Raw genomic sequence first — 20675 nt, 5'->3', positions numbered from 1 at the left:
CGGTTACGGATATTTGAATAATACGTAGGTGTGGGATGGGCAAAGTTTGTTGATGACGCACTCCGCAACGGTGTCGCCCCAGTAGCGAACTGGCGTTGTGCAATCATCGGTACACGTCATCCATGTAGCATCACTGGATGCAGGCATGTTTACTTGCCAGTAATAGCGCCATTCAGATGAATAGGTGGCATCAGTGCATGGAGAAGTACATTTGAATGGCCCTTTGTTATAGCGGGTAATAGTTGCGCCAGGCTTCCCCAGTGCTTCCAGTTGCCTGAGATAAAAATCCTCGTTGATTCCGCCGATAAGGTTTACTTTTGCATCCAGTCGCTGCTGCCGTTGCCGTAGTGTTTGCGTTCCAGCAGGAATACATTCATCTGGCAGCCCACAGCACTTCTCCCAACGATTAATCAATTCAGAGGTGGTTCTGGGGTCAAGCTCCAGCATAAGATCATCAGCGCGTTGATGGACGCGAAACAAAGAAGGCGCAGCGCCTTTTATCGCAACATCATCAGATGACCATGCAGGACCTGGCGGCAAGAGTGCAGAGAGCAACTGGGCATAATCATCCTCACTTACGCCCATGTGATATTCCCCATAACAGCCAGCTCATTTTTTGCAATGAGTATATTTGCTGCAGGAGAAATCAGGGTGTGGCTGCGTTCTCCAGCTGCAATCGAGATAGCTTCGTTGATACGCGATAATTCCAGTGTTCCTTCGGGATAGCCGTCTCTCAACAGGAATGAAAGCAACTCAGCTTTCACCGCTGCGCGGGTCGATTCGTTATCCGGGTTTAAATCGATGGTGAAATCGACAACTTTTTTCGTCGCGGTGAAAAGATACAAATCCGAACCAGCTACAGGAGCAAGAGGTTCAATATGCGCCTGGGCTGCCGCAACCGTCACATCGTCAAGCGTAGGATCGATCAGGTCACTGCTGGCCACCATTACGCCGACAGTTCCGGTTCCCATCCAGTGCCTGTAGGTCCAGGCGCGGGTGATACCTGCAACCTCTTTTGCCCAGATGATATAGTCACCATCTGCCCCGCCCTGTGGGGTCCAGTAGTAACGTTCCAGAACGCGCGAACGCCATTCTTCAATGTCTTCGACATCAAACCCGCCGATTACGGTATCAGCCAGGCCGCCAGATGGCAGGCCATTCACTGGCGTAACGAGAGACAACGCAACACCATCATCAGTATTACCCGTTGAACCGGGCACACTGCATGTAACAGGGACGCGAAGAACGCCCCCGGAACTGGTTGTATCGGCCAGGGCGGTGAACTGCACTAAATCATCACGCTGAATGACGGCGCCAGATGTCACAACAAGATTATCCGCAACCCCATCCCACCGCATATAGCCTGATGCGGCCACGGCCTGTTTGCGTGGGCAGCGCTTCATCTTCGCGTGCCGATAGAGCCAGTCTTCATCGCACAGATCGGGTAACATGTTGCGCGCCAGATAATCAAGATACCCGTAGACCGTATGCAGCGCCCCCGCATACACCTTCGCCCTGACATCCTCATCCATCCGACGTAATTCATCGTTGAGATCGAGAAGAGCGTACAGGTCAGTGCGGATCATGCTGATATTTTCGGCCAGCGTAGGCCGTTGAAATTCACTGTCCGCCATTGGTGATCACACTCCATAAATCGCTAAAAGAAATGATTACGGGCCCGTCCCGCCGCCAGAGCACTACCTGATTGCTCAGTTCGTTGATGCCCGTTCGCTGAATGTCGATATCTATGCGCGAAACCACGCCGTCATCCAGCATCCACTGGAGCGCGTCCCGAAGATAGGTGCGTACGGTATTCACTAATGCGTTTGTGAGTTTGCTGCGCTGCAGGAGCCATAATTTTGAGCCGTAGCGGTCATTTGCTACTGCTGGCCAAGTGTCGCCCCACCATCCCATCGGCACATCAGCGTTATCGTCGGGGTCTGCGCGCCGGTTTGTGAAGAAAGAAATCACTACGGCTCGTGTTAGTGGGTCGAGCTGAGAACTGGCATTCACTCGCTTTCCGTTAACTGTCAGACAGAGTTCCATCACGCCTCCATTTGCTTATCGGGCATATCGGTGTTATTGCCCTGCCCGTTTTCTTTGTGCTTGTGTCCGTTGTATGAGATGCGCATTGCTGACATTGTCAGGCCGCCAGAATCGCAGAGGTCTTTGATCTGCCCCGTTGATTCAATATCCATTTCAAAGCGGGCTTTTGTGGCGTTTTTGAACGTAATGATTTTCCCGCCACCATCAACAACGATTCCAGAGCGAGTCAACGTGATGGATTGTCCCAGGTCATCGTAGAGAGCGACCTCCCCAGTTTTAAGTCCCTTCAGACGATAGCGGCGATCAGACACAGTGATAGCAATGGCATGAGAACGGTCACCATCAGGAAACAAAACAACAGCCTCAGCGCCGGATTTTGCTCGAGAGGTGAAGCCATAGGGTTCAAGGTGCTCAATACCCGCCTTTTGCTGTCCAGCCAGTAGCTCAACATCTATCATCTGGCACTTAGAAGCCGCGTTGATGCTCTTCACTACAGCGCGGCCAATGAGTCCTAAAAGCTGCCTTTGCAGGCCTTGCATCACGCCCATCAGAACGGGTCCTCTTTAACTTTGCGTTTTTTACCACGCTTCTTGCTGTCCTCTTCAGGCTCAGGAAGGTACGCATCAGGCGGCCCGACACGTAGCTCGGTTAACGTGCCGTTATTGTCTTTAGTGAATGACACTTCAGAAATGAGCAGTTCGCGGTTATTGAACCCGCAAATTGGGTCGTTAACGATCACGCGCTGGTTCGGTTGCCACAGTGAGCCGTCACCCTGCCGCCAACCCCACACCGTGTATGTAGTTTCGTCGGTACGTGCGGCGCGCTGTCGGGCTTCGAACTCAGCGCGAGCAATGCAGCTTGCTCCCGTAGCTTGCCCCGTCTGCTGTACCGCCATTGGACGGTAGCGACCGATTGAGGCATCCGTTGTTTTTGCGCGAAGCGCCGTTGTTGTGGCCGCGCCAAAGTCATCATCGTTCCCGGCGCGCTGACCAGATACCTGGTAAGTAGAAAAGCGTTCACGGATGCTTTTCTCGGTATCGCAGGAAATAACGTTTTGACCCAAGACCAGCGCAGTATCCGCCCTGCCTGAACCTACCCCACCGATCACCAACCTGCCGCGAGGATCGTCATAGGCTAGCGCCTGCTGCTGACCCAACATCTTATTCAGGACTTCAATAACCGTTTCACCGTGGTCTGGCTGCACACCTGGAATCGCACCACCTGGCGCGCCAGCATTTATCACCGAAATACCGAAAGGTCTGGCGAGCGCCGAGGCGACCTGAACGAGGGATTGTCCATTGAACTGAGTCGGCTCAGCTGCACAATCAATAAGATCGGCTGTCAGGCTGCGCCCGCTAATTCCAACACTGATTGAGTGTGCATCATAACGAACGGGGGTGGCCTCGACCCAACCGGTAACGACCAGGTCATCACCAATGAGCACCTCGACTTTGTCGCCGTTTTTAACGCGCGGCTGAAGTGACGAAACACCATCACCACCAGGCCACTGTCGGGTAATCTCTACGCTGAAATCACGCGCCAGCCGCTCAATACCTGCACCGATACGGATTGAGGTCCAGCCCCCCCACTCACGCCCGTTTACACGAAGAGTTACGTTATCGTTCATCGGACAGGCACCCTCAGTGGAGATACCGGCACAAAGCCAGGATGAGCCACAGCATTACGTCTGACAATGTCAGACTCACGTGCAGCGTTATCAAACCAGGTCGCAGCCAGAACAAGCGCTGGCGTAACCTCGTCAGGGGTTCTGATCACTGTTTTTTGAGTCTGAGTCAGACGGTTTTTTATGTCGTTATTCAGGTCTGACTTCACACGACGCAATGCCAGAAAGAGGCTGTCGTCTGTGGTTCGAGATAGTTCTTTCTCGATGGCAGTATTCAATGTGTCGCGGATATCGACCAGATCGTCCCAGGTTGGCACGTCTACAACGGTCGTTTCATCAGGCGCATTATTCAGTTCAGGATGAGTCAATGAAGGCCAGCCAGTGGATTGCTGGCTTTGCTCGCTTGTCGTGACCACTGGAGCAGGTAACGTCGTGACAGCATAAGCCGCTTCGCTTATTGCTGTTGTGCGAACGGCACTGGCAACATAATTACTTTGCTGCTTCTGGTTCTGCGTCGTCTTACTATCGGTTTTCCATACGCCGCGTGGGGCCAGTTCACTGCCCAACGTAATGCCGGAGAAGTTTTTAATCATTGTGTACAGATCGCTGGCGTTTCCAGAAAGACGGTTTCCAGAACGCCACATTGTCTGTAACTGATCGATAAAGCCTTTCCCGGATGATGGCGGTGGGAGAAGAACGGAAATATCGCCTTGCATTAGGCGTGCTGCGTCAGAAATACCGGAGTCCACCATTGCCATTTTGTCAGAGACATAACCCAGCATGCTGGTCGCATCGTCAATCACACCGTTCTGGACAAAATCAGGCATTCCGTCCATGCCAAACTGGTCGAAGTTATCACTGATGCAGTCATCAAGAGCAGAGCAAGAAGAAACCAGCGTGTTGGCCGTCGCGGCCCCTGATGTCGGGTAAGTAAGTTCACCAGCCTCAACGAAGCGCAGATCAAAGCGCACCATACGCCCTTCACTGCTCGATGAGCTCACGTTAATTTCGCCGTCGACGCAAACGCTCATCTCGCCGTATGCTGGATGAATAAGGGTTCCCGGCCCCGGCTTATTGAGAGCCTCAATCAGTCTGTCACGTTGCTCATAGCAATCATCCCCGACGACGTATGCGGAAAATTTAGGTCGGGATGTCGCTTTACCGAGGTCTTCGGTGTAGGGCTTGTCTCGGTTAACAAATTCGTGTGTTTCGACGCGCCGCCCCGCTGTTGCACTCTCGTCCTCAGTTTTGAACGGAACGCCACGAAACGATGCATCCACCAGCCGGTCTTTCCACGCCATATAAACTCCGGGCATAAAAAAACCCGCCTAAGCGGGTTTGTGTAGAAATTAATAATAATCAGGATGGTTTAACTATTTTGCAATCAATCCATTTGATACCAGACTCGCCATTTTTATTAACACCAGCCCTTGCTTTCCCATTTTTAAGAATATCAACAAAAAATTGTCCGCTTGGCATTTTAAAAATATAACTCATGCCAATAACTTCATCAGACATAAAATTATCATCTGGAGACACGGTAACAATGGATGTCATTTGGGCTGGGGTTTCATTTGAGCCTTTAAAAACAAAAGCGCCAACAGACTTATTAATATCATAGGAGGCATTTGAAACCACAATTTTTCCACTGGCTGATTTTACCGGGCAATCAATATCAATTGATGCGTTTATCTCACCATTTCCATCAGCAGCAGTTTTAGTCTCATTAACAAATGAGGAAGCAAGACCATCTTTCGCAATCGCTAAGTGTGGTAAGACCATCAGCAAGCCAACAACTAATAAATTGTATTTCATTTCCATTCCCTGTTTTGAGTGCTTACATTCACGCTAACCATCATACAAATGGCATTATTGGTCAAGCATGATCACCCGCCCATCCCAGTTCTCCCTATTCTGGTGTAACCGACATCATGGCTCACATCGATACCAGAGGACTTCGTGCCGGTAACATTCATCCCGGCGGGAGCATTCTTAAAGTCTACTGTCACAGTTGCTTCTGGCTTGCTCTGACTTTTATTTATATTGTAAGGATTGTACTCTTGGTATGGTGTACCGGAACCATACATCCCATAACCACCCGCGCCATAAGGTGAAGAATTCATACTGACACTGGCATTACTGGCACCATCAGTGAACCATTCAATGATCGGCTTTAATTTTTCCCACATATCCTGAAACCACTGCACTACTGGTCCCCAGTTGTTAATGATCATACCCATTGGAGTCCAGGCAAAAACAGTCTTAAATAACTCCCATCCAGCCTCAAAGTAGGGCTTGATGCTTCCCCACATTTCTTTAAAGAATGGACCAACAACATCCCAATTGGCTATCACCACCCCGGCAGCCAACGCAATCCCCCTGATAATTAAACCAATAGGTGAGGAGCTAGCGACAAAAGACATTATTTTTAATGCCATGCTGGCACCAGCAACGGCGACACGGAGAGCAACAAATCCGGCAGCAGCACCCAACAATGCTCTAACCATGGCTGGATTTCGTGAAACAAAGTCAGTCGCTTTCTGAATCAGCGGCATCAACCCAGCAGCGCTGGCATTAATCTGTGGCAGTAATGCATTCCCAAGCGCCACACCAGCGTGAGTAGCCTGATTTCGTAGAAGCTGTAACTGGTTTGCAGTCGTTGCTGCACGGGCCTCATACTCTTTTTGCATTGAGCCGGTATACTGCGATGCATCACCAACCATATTGAAGTTTTTCTTCAACAGATCGAGGTTGGTTAACAGAGGCGCAATTGCTCCAATGGACTCTTTACCAAAAAGAACATTCAATGCCTTGGGTTGTCTGGCCTTATCAAGCTTTGAGATGCTTTCCAGGACCTTCAACATCGTTCCCTGAGCATCCTTTTGCATATCGGCAGCAAGTTTTTTGGAATTAAACCCGAGGAACTGGAAAGCTTCCTGCTGCTGTTTAGACCCCCCTGTAATCGCCAACATAAAGTTTTTAATACCAGTTGCGGCAATTTCTTGCTCAACGCCCACTCCAGCAAGTGTCGCCCCCAACGCGGCAATCTGACCAGAAGCAATACCAGCAACCTCACCAAGAGGGCCGATGCGGGTAACAATGTCAGAAATCTGCTGGGCATTAGCCGCCCCGTTGTTCGAGAGATAGTTAATCTTATCTGCAAGCGAAACCACCTCCCCCTGAGTCATTTTGAAAGAGGTTCGCCACTTAGCCATCATTTCACCGGACTGATCCGCTGATTGGTCAAAGGCAACGCCCATTTTCAGGGCGTCTTCTGCAAATTGCTTCAGGTCTTCTCTTGCAATACCAGCCTGACCACCTGCGGCTACGAGTTTCGCAATATCATTCGCGGCCATAGGCAGACGATCCGACATTTTTAAGATGTCTTCACTCATCTCGGCAAACTGCTTTGGCGTATCGAAGTCGACAACTTTACGAACATCGGCCATCTGCGATTCAAAGTCTATTGCTGCTTTGGCTCCAGCAATAAACGGTGCTGCAAATGCCCCACCGCCGATTAAATCCCCCATGGAAAAATCAGCCAGACCGCTGGATTTAATCCCCTTTTGAAACCCTTTAATTTTCTTCTGCATGGAAGATAACGCAGGAGAAAGTTTATCAACCCCGGTAATCAGGGCTTTAAGTTCAAACTCAGCCATTTTTATTGTTCCTGGTTGATGCGGTTGGCCTGCTCGGCAAGTAAACCAAGTGATGAAAACGGTTCGCAGAGCATTTCCAGGGGGTTGATACGCCAATATTTGGCGCAATCAAAATAATGATTCAGGAGTTGTTCTGGGCTGAGTTCCCGAGGAAAAAACCGACAATATCCCAGCTGATAGTGTTCAGATCGGAAGGCTGCATTTCATCAACTGAACTCGGCGGAACACTCGCCAGCCGCGAAATATATTTCGCAATCACCCCCGCATCCATTTTTACACCAGCATCCCCGCTGGCCGTATAAGGAAAACCGAGCTCACGAACATCTTTCCCCGTCGGCTCCCGCAGTTCAAGTACGTGGATATCTTCCCCATGTGCTCGAACTGGTTTACTGAGTTTAATTTCCTTCATTACTGGTAATCCCCTTCTTCACCGTGGAATTCAAGATCAGCCGTACCTTCTTCGGCGTTATGGTTTGCTTCGCCGTGCAGCCAGGCTGAGGACAGAACATAAACCTGACCGTTTGCCAGTTCGGCGGTAATGGTCATCTGGTCCGAAGTCGTCAGTTTTCTGACCGGGAAATCTTTCGGCACCTTGAAGGTACCTTTGACATACGGCGCGCGCCACGTTTCTTTGTAATCAACATCACCAGCCATGCCGATGATGTCATCACGAACGTTTTTATTCAGCGGCACCTCAATGCCGCCAGTTAACGACAACTGCTGGCCGTCGACTTTGAAAAAACAAGTACCACCAATCTTCGGCATTATGCGGACTCCTCTTGATACTGAAGGCGGAACTGGTTAACGACCGCAAAGACGCGCAGCTGGTTAACATAGTCAGGCGGGAATAAAGTGTTGAGGCGGTTCGGGTCTGTAGCGTCACGCTCAACTATCAGGTATTGCTTGAACAGGTCATAATTTTCAACGATCCCGGCACGTTCCATTTGGCGGTAGGTCGCCAGCAGTTCACCTTTAATCACTGAGGGGGTAACAATCGCCTGGCCGGGGCCAAAGCGAGTACCGTCGTTTGCCAGTTTATGGCGACCGTATTTACTGGTGATGACTGACTTCAGCTTACGCAGCACGTATGCGCTGGTATGCAGTGTTTCGCTATCGAGATAGCTATTGTCCGCAACACCATAGGCGTTTTTCTTGTACGTCGTAACGTCGCGCTGAATGCGCAGCGTCCCGCTTTCAACGTATGACGTTGCAATACCATGCGACAACAGGGATTGCTGTTCAGTCATCGTGAAGCGTTTTCCCTTCGGCGCTGGAAGCATGTCAACAAGTTCACCGGTCTGTGTCGGGCGAGCCGGATCGTTACGGATAAAAACTGCATTACGCGCGGTACGGCTGGCCGCCAGTTCATCTGCCGGGGTCTGGGTATATTCTTCGTAACCCGCAAGAGTAACGTGCTGTTGATTAAGCTGATCGCCTGCGGCAACCAGTTCAGAAAGCGTTCCGAGTTTTGCGGTATAAACGTGGCCGTACAGCTGGCGCGCGTAGCTCCAGCGTCCACTGGTATCGTTCATTTCGCTGGCAAATGCATTAACCGAGGCCAAATCGTTGAACGGATGACCAATATAATCAAACGGCTCATCAGCCATAGCGGCAATAGCACCATTGAGTACCGGGGCCCCGGTTCCGGCAGCGCCAGCAGCAACGGCAATCGCTACGCCTGCAGGTAACACTTCTCCGCCACCGTAACCGTAATAATTCAGAACCACGGGGATTTCATTTCCGCTCAGTCCTTTGTGGCGAGCAGTCAGCGTGACCACACCAGCGGCAGATGAAGCGATAACCGGCAACGTAGGCTCAGCATTGATTGCGTCTTTAATGCTTGATGCCACAGCTTCAACGTCATCACCGCTGACAACTGCTGCCTGAATGCGAGTTCGACCAACATAAACATTTACAGTGCCGCTCGCTGTTGCTGCGCCTGTTACGGTCAGGGTGTACGTTGCCGCCGCCCCAGCCGCTGGCTCAGAGACAGCAATCACGTAAAGCTCACCAAAGGGATCGGTCTTCCGGTACGCAGCAACCATGCGCGCCAGTTGGCTGCCGGGGCCGCAAATCTGCGTCGCATAATCAGCGGAAGGCATCAGTACCAGTGAATCAGGCTCAATTGTCGCGCCTGTGTTCGCATGGCCCAGCAGCAACGACGGTGCTGACTCCTGGCTTGTGTTTGCCGCCGAATTATCCATCTCAGCATAGAACAGCGGCACCAGCGTATTCGCTGGGATAGTGCTGAAACTAACGGTCATTGGTTTCCACCTTTTTCGGTTTGATTTTGTTCACGCGCTTAATATCGCCAGCGGCTTCCCGGCGCAGCCAGTAGCTGCTTTCTTCAACATTTCGCCCGTCAACAGGCAAAAGGTCGCCTCGGGCAGGGTCATGTACTGACCGCCCTTTTTGGGGTTTTACAAACATGGGGTTCCTCAGGTAGGGAGTGTTATTTCGGTGTGATGCTCGGGCTCCCCATCGGGGCCATGTCCCGGATCGATAAAATCAACATCGATAGCCAGCGTTTTGAATTCGTCCAGATTGTTGAGGTCATCAATCTGCCGCGTATCATCACTGCCGAGTTCGTTCTGCACTGTAAAGTCGAACTGGTAGCTCAGTTCGTGACGGTTCACATCGAGTAGCGTGCCGCCAGCATAGGTTATGGGCTCACCTCGCTCTTCCGGGTTCCACCCCAGCAACGCCTTGAACAACATCTGTCGCACGTCGTGAACCACGTCATAAGAAGCAAATTGCCCACGCTCATCGCGGCCGTTACTGACAAAAACGATTACGGAAAAACCTTCGGTCAAATCTTGCCAGTAGTCCGTCTGGCTTTTCTGCTCGCCGGGTGAATCGTCACCGGGCACCACGTAGGCCGCTGGCAGCTTCATCTTTCCGACTTCGGGCAAATCTTTGAATTGAGCGGCACCAGCAACGCGATTTTCAAAAATGGGGCAACGCGCACGGAGCGCAGCAATAATCGGGGCCAGTTTCATCAGCGCCGTTTCTCCGGTTTGAGTGAGAGCCGTAATTCCCGCGCCAGGTAATAACGCGTCCAGGGGCTGTTTTTATTGAGCGTTTCAACCATAAAATTATTACGCGGAGCCAGCCTCCAGCCGCTGCCGCCGGACGCGCCACGATGGTGACTACGACGACGCTTAGCCCCACCGCGCACACCGTAGAAAAGAAAAGCCGGATAGAAATCGCCAGTGATGAGCCGGTTCCCCTGCCCGTTCCGCTGGTTTGGTGCGATTCGAGCTATAAAACCGGGTCGCTTAGCACTGGCTTTAGGCACCATGTAACCGATGGATTTAGCCAGCCGGCCAGTCTGGTAACCGGGGTTCTCACCCGGTTCAGATCGACCGCGACGCATCACCAGGCGACGAGCATCGCGCATATGGCGCTGGCCGATGGTGACAAAAGCACGCCGAACGCGAGCGCGATTAAAGCGCATGTCATTCGGCTGCTGAAAATCAACGTGAAAAAAGGGTTCCGCCATTGGAATTACCTCCAGTATTTACCGGGAACTCACCAAGTTCAGTGCATTCCAGCAGCAAATATCGCCGCTTGCTGTTCAGGTCCCGCGCCCGTTTGATCCGGTATACCAGGTCGTTAAGCACCACCTCAAAGTCAGTGGTGATCCCGCTACGCCAGCGAATGGTGATGTAATGCGTGATAACGTTGTCGGCCTGGGCTGTCTCCTGGTACGTCGTCGCGCTGGTCTGGACGACCTTCGCCCAGGCCCGAAATGAAACCGGATATTCTGGTTCGGTACCGAAATCGGCAGCCGGTACATCGACTCGTTTGCGAACGAGTACCCGTTTATCCAGTTCGCCAGGATCGGGCAACAGATAGGTCGCGCTGGTTTGCGCCTGCCTGAGTTTCATAGCGGAATGAACCGGTACGGGCCAACAAGCCAGGTATAGGATTGCGGCATTTCCGTTTTTTCAACCTCACTTACGGAAGAACGGTTTTCGTAGAAATGCGTGACAAGTAACAGCATTCCCAGCTTGATATCTTCCGACATAATCAGACCATCAGGATCATCAGCCGAAACACCCGTGGAGGAATCATAAAGCGTTCGGTTCAGATACGTTTCCGTTCTGGCCTGCGCCGCTTTACCGAGGGTTTCAAGAAGTGAGTCTTCATCCGAATAATCCTCTTCCAGACGCAACTGACGTTTAATTTCTTCCAGAGTCAGGAGCATAAAACCTCCATGCCCGCCAGATGGCGGGCATAAAAAAACCGCTTACGCGGCATCATGCAAAACAGAGTGATAATTATGGTGTAGCCGGTTTACCCACCAGCGCCTTGATGGCTGCCGTATCTTCCAGTACACAATCGAAACGGTGGAACGCCAGGAACGCCGTCTGATCGTATTCCGCGTAGCGTTCAACAAGGCGCTTCAGTGTCATATATGTAATACGACGAACAATAAAGCGGTTGAAATCACCCAGGAAAATGAATTTTTTCCCAGCTGCCACGTTATCAATCGCCTGGTCAATGACGTAAGGAATACCCAGAACGGTAGCAGGAGAACCGCCCACAATATCAGGCAACCACAGCGGACGCTTCTGATCATCTTCCATCTCTTCAATTGACTGAAGTGTGGTGTCATTGAATGCCCAGCGATATTTCGGCCCACCGCGATAAGCAGGATCGATAGCATGCTTAAGAGCGTTCATTTCCTTCCATGTGAACGCCGCCGCCGCAGCGGTGTTCACTGTACCTGTTACGGAAGTAATAAGTCCCTTTGGCTGAACAGGGGTTCCAGCGCCACTCCCCTGAACGAGGTATTTTGCCTCCCCGCGTCCGATACGCTGACCAATACGCGCGGCAAGATAGGCTTCAATATCTACACCGCTATCCTGAAGAAGCTCATTGGATACGCGGATAATTTTCGATGAAAGTTTTTTGGCTCCCATAATTGCGGTACCAAAAGTTGCATCTTCTTCCGACGCCTCTGAGTTTTCCCCGAGTAATTCACCTTCTTCCGAGGTGCCATCGGACGTTGACCAGGTAATATCCTGGCCGTTTGATGTGTTCAGGATTTGAGCCACGCTGGCGATGCCGCCGTAGGCCTTCATGGAGTCCACAATTTTATTCAGCATCTGAGTTGGTACGGTATAACCGCCCTTCGCATCAGGCGAGGTACCCTGGGCGCGCAGTTCTTTAATCGCCTGGCGTTCTTCAGAAGACAGTTCACCAAAGCCATGACGCAAAAACTTATCGAAGGCGGCGGCTCGGCGCTCATCGGGCTTTGCTGCTGGGTTAGCCGGATCATTCCCCAATTGCTGGCGCTGTTCTCCTTCATGGCCATCAATATAGGTCTGGTCCTGACGGCGTAATTCCTCTTCACGCTTAATCCGTTCATCCAGACTATCCAATTCAGATTTCGCAGCATTCCACTGCGTACGCTGCTCATCGGTCCAGGTTGCATCGCCAATTTTATCGTGCAGAGCACGCATATCAGTGGCGATAGTGTTACGTTTTTGCTTCAGTTCGTGCAATTTCATGGTTTTTCCTTACGCGTTAAGAAGAGTCAGCAGGCGCTCGCGCGCCATTCGTTGATTAATGGCTTGCGCCAGCGCGCCGCTGTCGCGCGCTTCCTGCCAGGCTTTCATGGAGCGGATGCCAGAATCAGCCTCCTGGTAGGCCGGATAGGTCACCGGACTTACGTCAAAAAGGCGCGAAAAGCGATTAATTTCGCGAATGACAATCCCTTCATCGTCCTGATACCAGTTCTCACCGTCATGGGCGATCCGGAATGCAAACGACGACTGATTGATGTCACCGCGCATCATCGGAGCCAGGACCAGATCGCGGATAGTCTGAGTATCTGGAGCCGAAATATCGTAGCGAAGACCTTTTTCATCGACGCTAACGCTCAACGTGCCGGAGGCACTGCGTCCGAGAATAAAGTTCGGGTCATGGTTAAATAACCCACGGATATCGTCGCCAAGCACGTCATCGAAAGCGCCTGGTTTGATAATTTCGCGGAATCCCCAGAGGGGTTCTGAGCGACTGTTAAACACCGAGCCGTAACCGATAATTCGCGTGGGCTGCTCGCCCTGCTGCTCGGCACGGACTTCACCGCTGTAACAGCGAGTCTCGCGATCACTCATCGGTTTTATCCTCTTCGGTTTTGGTAGTTTTGAAATCATTGGCCGGGTTAGCAGCGTTGACGCTGACCAGCATTTCATCCAGGCCGTCGACAGGGTTCATATCCTCGAAAGCGCGGGCTTCGTTGCGGCTCATCCAGCCATCGGTGATCGCAAAGTGATAGAACTGGGCGCGCTCCTGGGGAGTTCCACGCAACAGGCCAGTAAGGTTAAAGCGGACGTAATACCCGGCGGCCAGCTCGGCGCGGGTAAACAGGCGTCGATTAAGCTCCTGCTCCCAGTTCGTCACCCAGGGCATCATTGAATAGCGAACAAACTGAATAGCCTGCTGAGTAATGTTGCTGAAGGTGGCTTTTTCAAGATCGTTAATCATGTGTGCCGGTACGTTAAAAATTCCAGCAATCATGGAACGGTTGAGCTTTGACATATCGATTATTTGTGCATCGATTGGTGACACGGTCAGCGCCCTATAATCCAGATCAGCCGGCAGCAACATTGTCTTGTTTTCCTGGCTTCGCAGCGCCTGCGACGCCTTCTGCCACTGCTCTTTAATCCATCCCCAACTCTCTTTGTTTAGCGGGCTTTTAACGGACACGATCCCAGCAGGACGCGCATTACCATTGAAGAAACTTTCCGTGTACTTCTGCCCACTCATACCCATGCCGATGGTTTCAGCGTGTTGCATCACCGGGCTGAGGCCCATTTTCTGGTTATTCCCCAGAGCACGAATGTGAATCATGTCCTCAGGGCTTATGGCAAATGCTCCCTCTTCGTTATACAGACCGTAGGTGTATCGGCCGCCAGTATTAATCAGTGTGGTTTCCCAGGGCATACAACAGTCAAGCCCGATGACCTCACCACGACGGCTGCGTTTCACCCATGTATAACCATTCCCCCATCCCAAAATATGGCGCTGCTTTAGCTCACGCCATTTGTAGCTGGTCTGCCAGGTGTTCGGTTCATCATGCACCAGATAAAACGCAGGGTGATCCCGTGCTGGTTCAACCTTTCCATTATGCTTACGCATAACATGCAGCGGCATCTGGGCAAGGTTTGAAGACAATACATAGATACAGGCATATACCGCCGCCAGTTTCATCGCTGTTTCAGGGCTTACGTACACATCAGCCCTGAACAGTCCATCGGTGTCGACGGCTTCCCCTGTTATTGGTGTGGCTGGGTTCTCCAGTGATTCGCTTCTGAATAAGGCATCAAGCAGCACGCTTCCCCCTTCTGGCCATCGCCAGGGCACCCAGCAACATCAGGCCGCCCGAGAACATGAGCGCCGGGGCCAGACCAAAATGCAGGTAAACCCCGGACGTGAGCAGACCAAAACCGGCCAGCCCGATAACATCGGTAATAAGTGATTTCATAGAATTAAGAGATCGTCGTCCGGATCAAGGGATGAGAGGAAATCGCCAGGCTCTTTCAGCATTGCCCGTCCAATCGCCATGATTTCTGCTACTGCGCCATCGATTTTGTTTTCATTCTGCTCCTTGATTGGCTTCACCACATCGTCATTGCCCGGTAGATATTTACCGACGACGTTGCTGATACACCAGCTCATGATCGGGTTGCCGTCGTGATGAAAGCGGCCTGACTCAATAGCGGCCTCTAGCTCCTTCATCGGATCAGACATATTGGTGTAGTTCTGGATGATAGTGACAGGATTCAACCCCTCATCATCCAGTTCATGGGAAAGGCCAGTTGCGCCAAATGGGTCAATCGGTGATTCAGTGACTGGGTTCAGTTTGTTTGCCGCTTTTGCCTCTTCGAGGATGTATCGGTAATCGACTTCTGCCCCGTCAGTCACAGTGAGCAAGCCCATTTCAACCCACTTCTGGAAACGTTCAGCCGTGCGACGGTCTTCATTTTTTTCAACACTGAAAACCGTGTCATAAGGCACCCAGAAGCGAGGTGCAACACTGTAGTAATGTGTCTTACCGTCGATCTCCCTGGTGAACAACCGCGCCATACTGTTCATATCCAGCTTGCGCGCTAGGTCAAAAGCCAGAATGCATGGCTGGCCTTCGAATTGTTCGAGGGTAAGCGTCTTGTCTTCACAGTTCTGCCAGGAAACCAGGTTGAAGAATGCAGCCCGAGCAGCAACCCATATGTTGAGATGCTTAGTTTTGAACACGCCAGCCTGGCGAGCATTATTGATAGCACGCTGTTGCTGGCTCAACAGAAAGTCGCGGTAGACTGAGACCCCCATATTCGGATTGGCTTTCTCAAGCACCTTTGGATCAGTCCAGTCGTCACCTTCATCAACCGTATAGATCACGCCAAACAACTCGTCGTTCGGTACCGTGCCATTCAGCATTTCAATCACTTCACGTCGTTTGTCGTAGCACGGTCCTTCGATGTTGTAACCTGCTGTGGTGATCGCCCACATCAGCGGTTGTCGACGCGCCCCCATCCCCGTCAGCATAGTGGTGTAAAGCGAATCAGTAGGGTGTTCGTGATATTCGTCGACAATCGCACAATGCGGTGAAGCACCGTCGCCGGGATTGCCGATCAGCGGCTCAAAGCGGGCACCATCTTCCGGGCGGTTAAGATTTGATGCGTTTACCTCAATGCCGAACGCTTCCACCAGCATCGGCGTACGCTTGCACATCAGGCGAGCTGGGCGGAATACTTCCCACGCCTGCTTTTCCGTTGTCGCGCCAGAGTAAACCTCAGCACCGAACTCGTTATCACAGGTGAAACAGTACAGCGCCACACCAGCTGAAATCGCAGATTTGCCGTTCTTACGGGGAATCTCGGTATAGACCTCCCGAAAACGGCGAAGCTTCGTTCCCTTCTGTACCCAGCCAAAAGCACTGCACACGATAAAAAGTTGCCACGGTTCCAGGGTTATCGGCATTCTTTTGAACGCCCACTCTCCCTTTGTGTGCGGCAGCAGTTGAATAAACTTTGCGGCCTTCTCCGCTGCATCTTTATCGAAGCGGTACCTGAATTTCTTACTTTTCTCAGCGGCCATATCATCGATGTGGCGCTGGCATGCCTGAATGACGAACTGACATGCCGGAATCTTTCCCCGCACTACGTTACGGGCGTACTGATTCGCGGCATTAACGTTGGGGTACGATTTCCGGCTCATGAGCTAATCATCTTAAGGAATGGGTTAGAGGCTTGTTTCTTTCCGGCCAGGCCAACGAGCCGCTGACGGCTGCTTGGGTCAAGGCCAAGCATTGAACCGGTAGAACTCATCTCCGATTCCTGCTCTTTTTTGGCGGTGAGTTCGGGGTTTTTTATTTTACCGCCCATGGCCCCAGTGACTGAAAGACCTTCCACGGCGATATTTTTCACAGCCCTTCGCCAGAATTCATATGCGACACACCAGCGCTCCAGTACAGCTAGATCGGTGACACATAAAAGTCCCTGGCCGCATAACTCCTTTGTAGTCAGCTCCCACATGATCGTTGCCAGCGGCAGACCATCGTCTACATCGGAAAACCATTCTGGTGGCTCCACGCCTTTAATCGGCGTGAATACCGGTTCATCTTTATTCAGGGCTCGCTTGCCGGGATTTCCAGCCAGCTCCTTGCGCGCCGTTGGCTTAGGCCGACGCCCGGAACGCCCCGCCGTTCCAGCCATAAGCGACACTCCTGGTTAAATTTGATTTTTCGCGGGTAAAAAAATTCGAGGAGGCGGGCAGTCCGGAAGGCGCGCGGTTGCAGAGATTTAACCTCCCCCTCCCCTGAGTGATGATGACATTGATTCTCACTTGAGCCGCTCACGCGCGGTCTTCGCGGCGTGACACGACCAACACAGGCTTTCAAGGTTACTGTCATCATCAGTGCCGTCGTGAGCCTTCGCCTTAATGTGGTCCACACAGGAAGCCTGCTTTGCAATCCCCTGACGCAGATGGTTCTGGCACAGCCCTTTGTCACGCTTAAGTATCCGCTCCCGTATAACTTCCCATTTTGTTCCATATCCACGCTGCTGCCGTGATTGACCTGGTTTGTAGGATTTCCAACCCTCACCTTTGTGGGTTTCGCAGTAGCCTAACGGATCTGTGGTGGTAAAACGGCAGCCGCGAACACGGCAGGCTTTTGGTGTTCGTGGTGGCATATCCATTCCAATGAAAAAGCCACCAGTATTAACCGATGGCTTATATGTACTGTGGCATCCTGAGCAGATTGCTCTAGTTGCCATCCGAAGACATTCTGAATCAGATCCCCAATAATGGTCTTAAATCATTCAGTTTCTCTGCTTTTATAACTAACCCAAGGTTCATTCCAATCGAAGAACGAACAACGGCAGTTGCAGCAGTAGGAACATTTATGATTTCTATACTTCCATTCACATTAACCATTGGGCCTGCATAAAGTAACCCAAGAAAAATCAGTCGTTCCCCCATTGCCAACCCGTTTTCAGTTGCAAAAGACCCTTGATTCATAATATACACAGGGGATCCACTAGACCCGCCAAAGCATGCCATGTCGATCAAAAACTCCGGGTTCCCTTGCCAGTCATCAAAAGGCGATGACGCTGTTATGCCCTTTCTTGTAATCGGTCGATTATTAACCATATCCCACAAGCCGTTAGGGTAGCCCGTCATATAAACTTCTTCAATGGGGGTAATAAATGCAGTCGACAAGAAGTTACGATCAGTAAAGGAAAAAATGTCAGGTGCAAAACCCTGGGTTTCCAACTGGTTAAAAAAATTCGCAACCGGCAGTATACAGATATCAATGTTAGGGTCTGGATGCATAATGAAGTCACTTTCCCCATTGGGAATGACTCCATCATAAAATCGGATACTTTGGTTATCCTGGCGGCTAACATTTATCCGGATCCTAGTTTGTGTAGCCCCTTGTACAACATGCTTATTAGTCACGAGGAGGGGCACTTGCCTCTGATCGTCGACCATAAAACTGAACCAAAAGCCAGTTCCAACAGACAAACCATTACCAACATCACTCTCAATGCGTACTGTAGATTTATGCATCATTTGACTGATAGGCATAGACACGACCCTTATGTATTATGGGATAGTCGTTATATCACTATGTTCTTCTTCAAATTTTGATATTTGTTAGACTATTTCATTCACACATTGCATTTATAAGAATGAATTACTGGTATTGTCACAACCACACTCACGCAGTGGCCTCGCTCATGCCCTTGAGATCGTCACCCCAGTTCGTCTCAACTCCCCGTTAGCTCTAACCTGGGCGCGACTGGCTATCGCGCTGCGGACCGGTACGTCTTCTTCTTTATTGACCCTGACCAGCGTGTATTGCAGTTTGGACCTGCATCTGGCTCTCATTGAGACTCGGGGCCACATCATGACTGCGGCTTGTTAGTGCGGTCTGTCCGCTTTACTGCTTCATTTCAGTTCCTCCATTCAGACAGTTCGACTGCCACGCTTTGTTATGCGCCAACACATCACGCTTCGTCTGCTTATCCATCGCGGTAATTTCGTGGTCGGTAAGATAAATTGGCTTTACCCAATCGCACGCCGTATCAACGACTACCGGGACGCTTCCACGATTCCCGCAGCTCGTGATCAACATCGTCATCAGGAAGATGATTAACAGTCTGCTGTACATTGCTGGCCTCTTTGGTTACTTCAACCCGGCGTTTTGCTGCTGCGGCCGTCGCTGCGGCGTGTTCTTCAGTTCGCTGTTTCTCGGCTTTTGCTTCCGCCTTGCTGGTACCGCGAATATGGCCAATACCAAAACCGCCCGCAGCTGCAACGCAGATTGCACCAATAACACTAATGATGATTTCAACAATGCTCATACGATCACCGCTTTCGCTTTAGCGTAACGTTCACGGCGGTCATTTATTCCGTTCTGTCCGCCGTTGATGATCTGGGTGATACGAACCAAATCACCTGAGTGGCTCAGGCAGCCGCTGGAGGTGTAGAACCATGCTGCAGAACGGGCGGCGTTAATATCACTTTCCAGTTGGGAAGGATTAGCTACCAGGTCCAGTTTTAACGCAGCACCGCACTTAGTGTAATTTTCCCGCCCAGTGATCTGAATAAGCCCACGGCCACGAAACGCCCAGCCATCACCAGGCTCTTTGTTACCCATTCGACCACCGTAGACCAGATTAGCTATCTGTGGCTGATGGGCAACCTGCTGGATACCTACGCGCCCCAGCATCTCGCACTGGTACGCCGTAAGGCGGTTGCCAAACGTTGCTTTTAATCCTGCTACCGTGTAATTGAAGCTCTCAATAACACGGGTAAACCCTGCTGATTCATGCCCACATTGCGCAATAAACATCGCCTGGTCTAACGGCTTGGTGATACCACGCTCTTTCATCGCATCCTTGATAGGCTGAAACCAGCGCGCGGCTAATCCGGCGCTAATACCAGCCGCCTGTTGAAATTGTGATTGGTTCATTAGTGCCTCAGGTAATCGATCAGACGCGCAACGTTTCCACGAGCCCAGACAACAGCAGCGCAAATAAGAACGTTGACCAGCACCACAACCCAGTGGGATTCCTGATACAGGCCAAACAGATAACGGAATGGAACGCTGGCATACACCAGGACAGAAAAGTAAGCCACCAGCGATATTAACGGGCGATGTCTCGCCCCTTCGCGTTGGTAGAACATCAGGAACACAACAATCACCGCGCAAATCACAGCGTTAACCGTTGCGCTTGGGTCACTTGTTACCATTATTGGTCCCTCCTCCCCGCATGCGGGAAAGCATGCCGAACAGATTTGCCAGTTCCTGGTTGTTGATGAATGTAAGGAGCTTGATAGCCATTGCAGCAACTGCCACCGCGCCTAGTGCGTCCAGTGGTCGGTCACTATATCCCGTCCACTTGGCAAGATAGGAGCCCACCAGACCAGCACCGAGAACACCGACAATGAACGATGTCACGAAATAGCCCACCAGCTTCAGCCGGGTAATGTTTGCTGCTGTCGCTACGTAAAATACAGCACCTGCGAAAGCGCCAAACACCACGCCGTAATCAATACCGGTTGCGAAACCGAAAACGCTAGCTCCCATCAGGCCACCAGCAGCAACCGTAGTGCCAGAAACAGGATCGGACATAATCCCCCCATTGATATTGCTGTGAGTCCTCTCAGAATGAGGGGAATAAAAAAGGCCCGCCGAAGCGAGCCTTAAAAATGAGTAGTGCTTATTTGCAAATATATGCTGCTGAAACTGATGAAATCAGATCGCTTCTACAGGCGGGACACCAAGATTGAGGGATGATTCTTCCATCGTCCATCACTCTGTCGCC

29 protein-coding genes are annotated in these 20675 nt (G+C 51.3%); all 29 read right to left on the bottom strand.

Annotated features, from left to right (window positions below):
* Positions 1 to 3: 3 nt before the first annotated feature.
* The 29 genes from K7B04_RS15200 to K7B04_RS15060 all read right to left on the bottom strand — a co-directional run bounded on the left by K7B04_RS15200 (position 4) and on the right by K7B04_RS15060 (position 20482).
* Positions 4 to 585 carry a YmfQ family protein gene (locus K7B04_RS15200; protein WP_223802412.1) on the bottom strand — a complete coding sequence of 194 codons (582 nt, stop codon included), beginning with the start codon at positions 583 to 585 and terminating at the stop codon, positions 4 to 6.
* Positions 576 to 1634, bottom strand: coding sequence for a baseplate J/gp47 family protein (locus K7B04_RS15195; RefSeq protein ID WP_223802411.1), 1059 nt, complete (start codon positions 1632 to 1634; stop codon positions 576 to 578). Before K7B04_RS15195 ends, K7B04_RS15200 begins: the two co-directional genes overlap by 10 nt.
* Positions 1621 to 2046, bottom strand: a complete 426-nt coding sequence (locus tag K7B04_RS15190) for a phage GP46 family protein (RefSeq protein WP_223802410.1) — start codon at positions 2044 to 2046, stop codon at positions 1621 to 1623. The genes K7B04_RS15195 and K7B04_RS15190 overlap by 14 nt, the downstream gene beginning before the upstream one ends.
* Positions 2046 to 2594 (bottom strand): phage baseplate assembly protein V, encoded by a 549-nt coding sequence (locus K7B04_RS15185; RefSeq protein WP_223802409.1) that lies wholly within the window; start codon positions 2592 to 2594, stop codon positions 2046 to 2048. Before K7B04_RS15185 ends, K7B04_RS15190 begins: the two co-directional genes overlap by 1 nt.
* The gene (locus K7B04_RS15180; protein ID WP_223802408.1) at positions 2594 to 3673 is read right to left on the bottom strand and encodes a phage baseplate assembly protein; all 1080 of its coding nucleotides are present in this window, start codon (positions 3671 to 3673) and stop codon (positions 2594 to 2596) included. The genes K7B04_RS15185 and K7B04_RS15180 overlap by 1 nt, the downstream gene beginning before the upstream one ends.
* Positions 3670 to 4971, bottom strand: a complete 1302-nt coding sequence (locus tag K7B04_RS15175) for a DNA circularization N-terminal domain-containing protein (RefSeq protein WP_223802407.1) — start codon at positions 4969 to 4971, stop codon at positions 3670 to 3672. Before K7B04_RS15175 ends, K7B04_RS15180 begins: the two co-directional genes overlap by 4 nt.
* Before the next feature lie 58 nt (positions 4972 to 5029).
* Entirely contained in the window at positions 5030 to 5485 is a 456-nt protein-coding gene (locus tag K7B04_RS15170; RefSeq protein WP_223802406.1) for a hypothetical protein, read from the bottom strand.
* 71 nt (positions 5486 to 5556) lie between these two features.
* Entirely contained in the window at positions 5557 to 7329 is a 1773-nt protein-coding gene (locus K7B04_RS15165; RefSeq protein ID WP_223802405.1) for a phage tail tape measure protein, read from the bottom strand.
* Positions 7330 to 7450: 121 nt separating this feature from the next.
* On the bottom strand, positions 7451 to 7738 hold the full coding sequence (locus K7B04_RS15160; protein WP_223802404.1) for a phage tail assembly protein: 288 nt from the start codon (positions 7736 to 7738) through the stop codon (positions 7451 to 7453).
* A complete protein-coding gene (locus tag K7B04_RS15155; RefSeq protein WP_223802403.1) occupies positions 7738 to 8094 on the bottom strand; it encodes a phage tail tube protein in 357 nt (118 codons plus the stop codon). The genes K7B04_RS15160 and K7B04_RS15155 overlap by 1 nt, the downstream gene beginning before the upstream one ends.
* The gene (locus K7B04_RS15150; RefSeq protein WP_223802402.1) at positions 8094 to 9593 is read right to left on the bottom strand and encodes a phage tail sheath subtilisin-like domain-containing protein; all 1500 of its coding nucleotides are present in this window, start codon (positions 9591 to 9593) and stop codon (positions 8094 to 8096) included. Before K7B04_RS15150 ends, K7B04_RS15155 begins: the two co-directional genes overlap by 1 nt.
* Positions 9583 to 9759: a DUF2635 domain-containing protein gene (locus tag K7B04_RS15145; protein WP_223802401.1), complete on the bottom strand. Its 177-nt coding sequence runs from the start codon at positions 9757 to 9759 to the stop codon at positions 9583 to 9585. Before K7B04_RS15145 ends, K7B04_RS15150 begins: the two co-directional genes overlap by 11 nt.
* An 8-nt stretch (positions 9760 to 9767) precedes the next feature.
* Positions 9768 to 10328 (bottom strand): hypothetical protein, encoded by a 561-nt coding sequence (locus tag K7B04_RS15140; protein ID WP_223802400.1) that lies wholly within the window; start codon positions 10326 to 10328, stop codon positions 9768 to 9770.
* Positions 10328 to 10831 (bottom strand): hypothetical protein, encoded by a 504-nt coding sequence (locus K7B04_RS15135; protein ID WP_223802399.1) that lies wholly within the window; start codon positions 10829 to 10831, stop codon positions 10328 to 10330. Before K7B04_RS15135 ends, K7B04_RS15140 begins: the two co-directional genes overlap by 1 nt.
* On the bottom strand, positions 10806 to 11219 hold the full coding sequence (locus tag K7B04_RS15130; RefSeq protein WP_223802398.1) for a phage head closure protein: 414 nt from the start codon (positions 11217 to 11219) through the stop codon (positions 10806 to 10808). Before K7B04_RS15130 ends, K7B04_RS15135 begins: the two co-directional genes overlap by 26 nt.
* Entirely contained in the window at positions 11216 to 11539 is a 324-nt protein-coding gene (locus K7B04_RS15125; protein WP_223802397.1) for a head-tail connector protein, read from the bottom strand. Before K7B04_RS15125 ends, K7B04_RS15130 begins: the two co-directional genes overlap by 4 nt.
* Before the next feature lie 73 nt (positions 11540 to 11612).
* Complete coding sequence (locus K7B04_RS15120) at positions 11613 to 12848, bottom strand: phage major capsid protein (RefSeq protein ID WP_223802396.1); 1236 nt, start codon at positions 12846 to 12848, stop codon at positions 11613 to 11615.
* Between the two features lie 9 nt (positions 12849 to 12857).
* A complete protein-coding gene (locus K7B04_RS15115) occupies positions 12858 to 13457 on the bottom strand; it encodes an HK97 family phage prohead protease (RefSeq protein ID WP_185670047.1) in 600 nt (199 codons plus the stop codon).
* Entirely contained in the window at positions 13450 to 14676 is a 1227-nt protein-coding gene (locus K7B04_RS15110; RefSeq protein ID WP_223802395.1) for a phage portal protein, read from the bottom strand. The genes K7B04_RS15115 and K7B04_RS15110 overlap by 8 nt, the downstream gene beginning before the upstream one ends.
* Entirely contained in the window at positions 14666 to 14827 is a 162-nt protein-coding gene (locus tag K7B04_RS15105; RefSeq protein ID WP_223802394.1) for a hypothetical protein, read from the bottom strand. Before K7B04_RS15105 ends, K7B04_RS15110 begins: the two co-directional genes overlap by 11 nt.
* The gene (locus K7B04_RS15100) at positions 14824 to 16557 is read right to left on the bottom strand and encodes a terminase large subunit (RefSeq protein WP_223802393.1); all 1734 of its coding nucleotides are present in this window, start codon (positions 16555 to 16557) and stop codon (positions 14824 to 14826) included. Before K7B04_RS15100 ends, K7B04_RS15105 begins: the two co-directional genes overlap by 4 nt.
* Positions 16554 to 17054 (bottom strand): phage terminase small subunit P27 family, encoded by a 501-nt coding sequence (locus tag K7B04_RS15095; protein WP_074477539.1) that lies wholly within the window; start codon positions 17052 to 17054, stop codon positions 16554 to 16556. Before K7B04_RS15095 ends, K7B04_RS15100 begins: the two co-directional genes overlap by 4 nt.
* A 126-nt stretch (positions 17055 to 17180) precedes the next feature.
* Positions 17181 to 17531 (bottom strand): HNH endonuclease signature motif containing protein, encoded by a 351-nt coding sequence (locus tag K7B04_RS15090; protein WP_223802392.1) that lies wholly within the window; start codon positions 17529 to 17531, stop codon positions 17181 to 17183.
* Positions 17532 to 17631: 100 nt separating this feature from the next.
* Positions 17632 to 18429 (bottom strand): serine protease, encoded by a 798-nt coding sequence (locus K7B04_RS15085; protein WP_223802391.1) that lies wholly within the window; start codon positions 18427 to 18429, stop codon positions 17632 to 17634.
* A 355-nt stretch (positions 18430 to 18784) separates the two neighbouring features.
* A complete protein-coding gene (locus K7B04_RS15080) occupies positions 18785 to 18979 on the bottom strand; it encodes a hypothetical protein (RefSeq protein WP_223802390.1) in 195 nt (64 codons plus the stop codon).
* Positions 18930 to 19208 (bottom strand): hypothetical protein, encoded by a 279-nt coding sequence (locus tag K7B04_RS15075; protein WP_223802389.1) that lies wholly within the window; start codon positions 19206 to 19208, stop codon positions 18930 to 18932. Before K7B04_RS15075 ends, K7B04_RS15080 begins: the two co-directional genes overlap by 50 nt.
* Positions 19205 to 19819 carry a glycoside hydrolase family 19 protein gene (locus K7B04_RS15070; protein ID WP_223802388.1) on the bottom strand — a complete coding sequence of 205 codons (615 nt, stop codon included), beginning with the start codon at positions 19817 to 19819 and terminating at the stop codon, positions 19205 to 19207. The genes K7B04_RS15075 and K7B04_RS15070 overlap by 4 nt, the downstream gene beginning before the upstream one ends.
* Entirely contained in the window at positions 19819 to 20100 is a 282-nt protein-coding gene (locus K7B04_RS15065; protein WP_223802387.1) for a phage holin family protein, read from the bottom strand. Before K7B04_RS15065 ends, K7B04_RS15070 begins: the two co-directional genes overlap by 1 nt.
* On the bottom strand, positions 20087 to 20482 hold the full coding sequence (locus tag K7B04_RS15060) for a phage holin family protein (protein WP_223802386.1): 396 nt from the start codon (positions 20480 to 20482) through the stop codon (positions 20087 to 20089). Before K7B04_RS15060 ends, K7B04_RS15065 begins: the two co-directional genes overlap by 14 nt.
* Between the last annotated feature and the right edge of the window lie 193 nt (positions 20483 to 20675).

Origin of the sequence: Kluyvera sp. CRP (genome assembly GCF_019930565.1) — a bacterium.
Classification (GTDB): domain Bacteria; phylum Pseudomonadota; class Gammaproteobacteria; order Enterobacterales; family Enterobacteriaceae; genus Kluyvera; species Kluyvera georgiana_A.
Note: the sequence above shows the minus strand (reverse complement) of the source record. Positions and strands in the feature narration are given on the sequence as shown.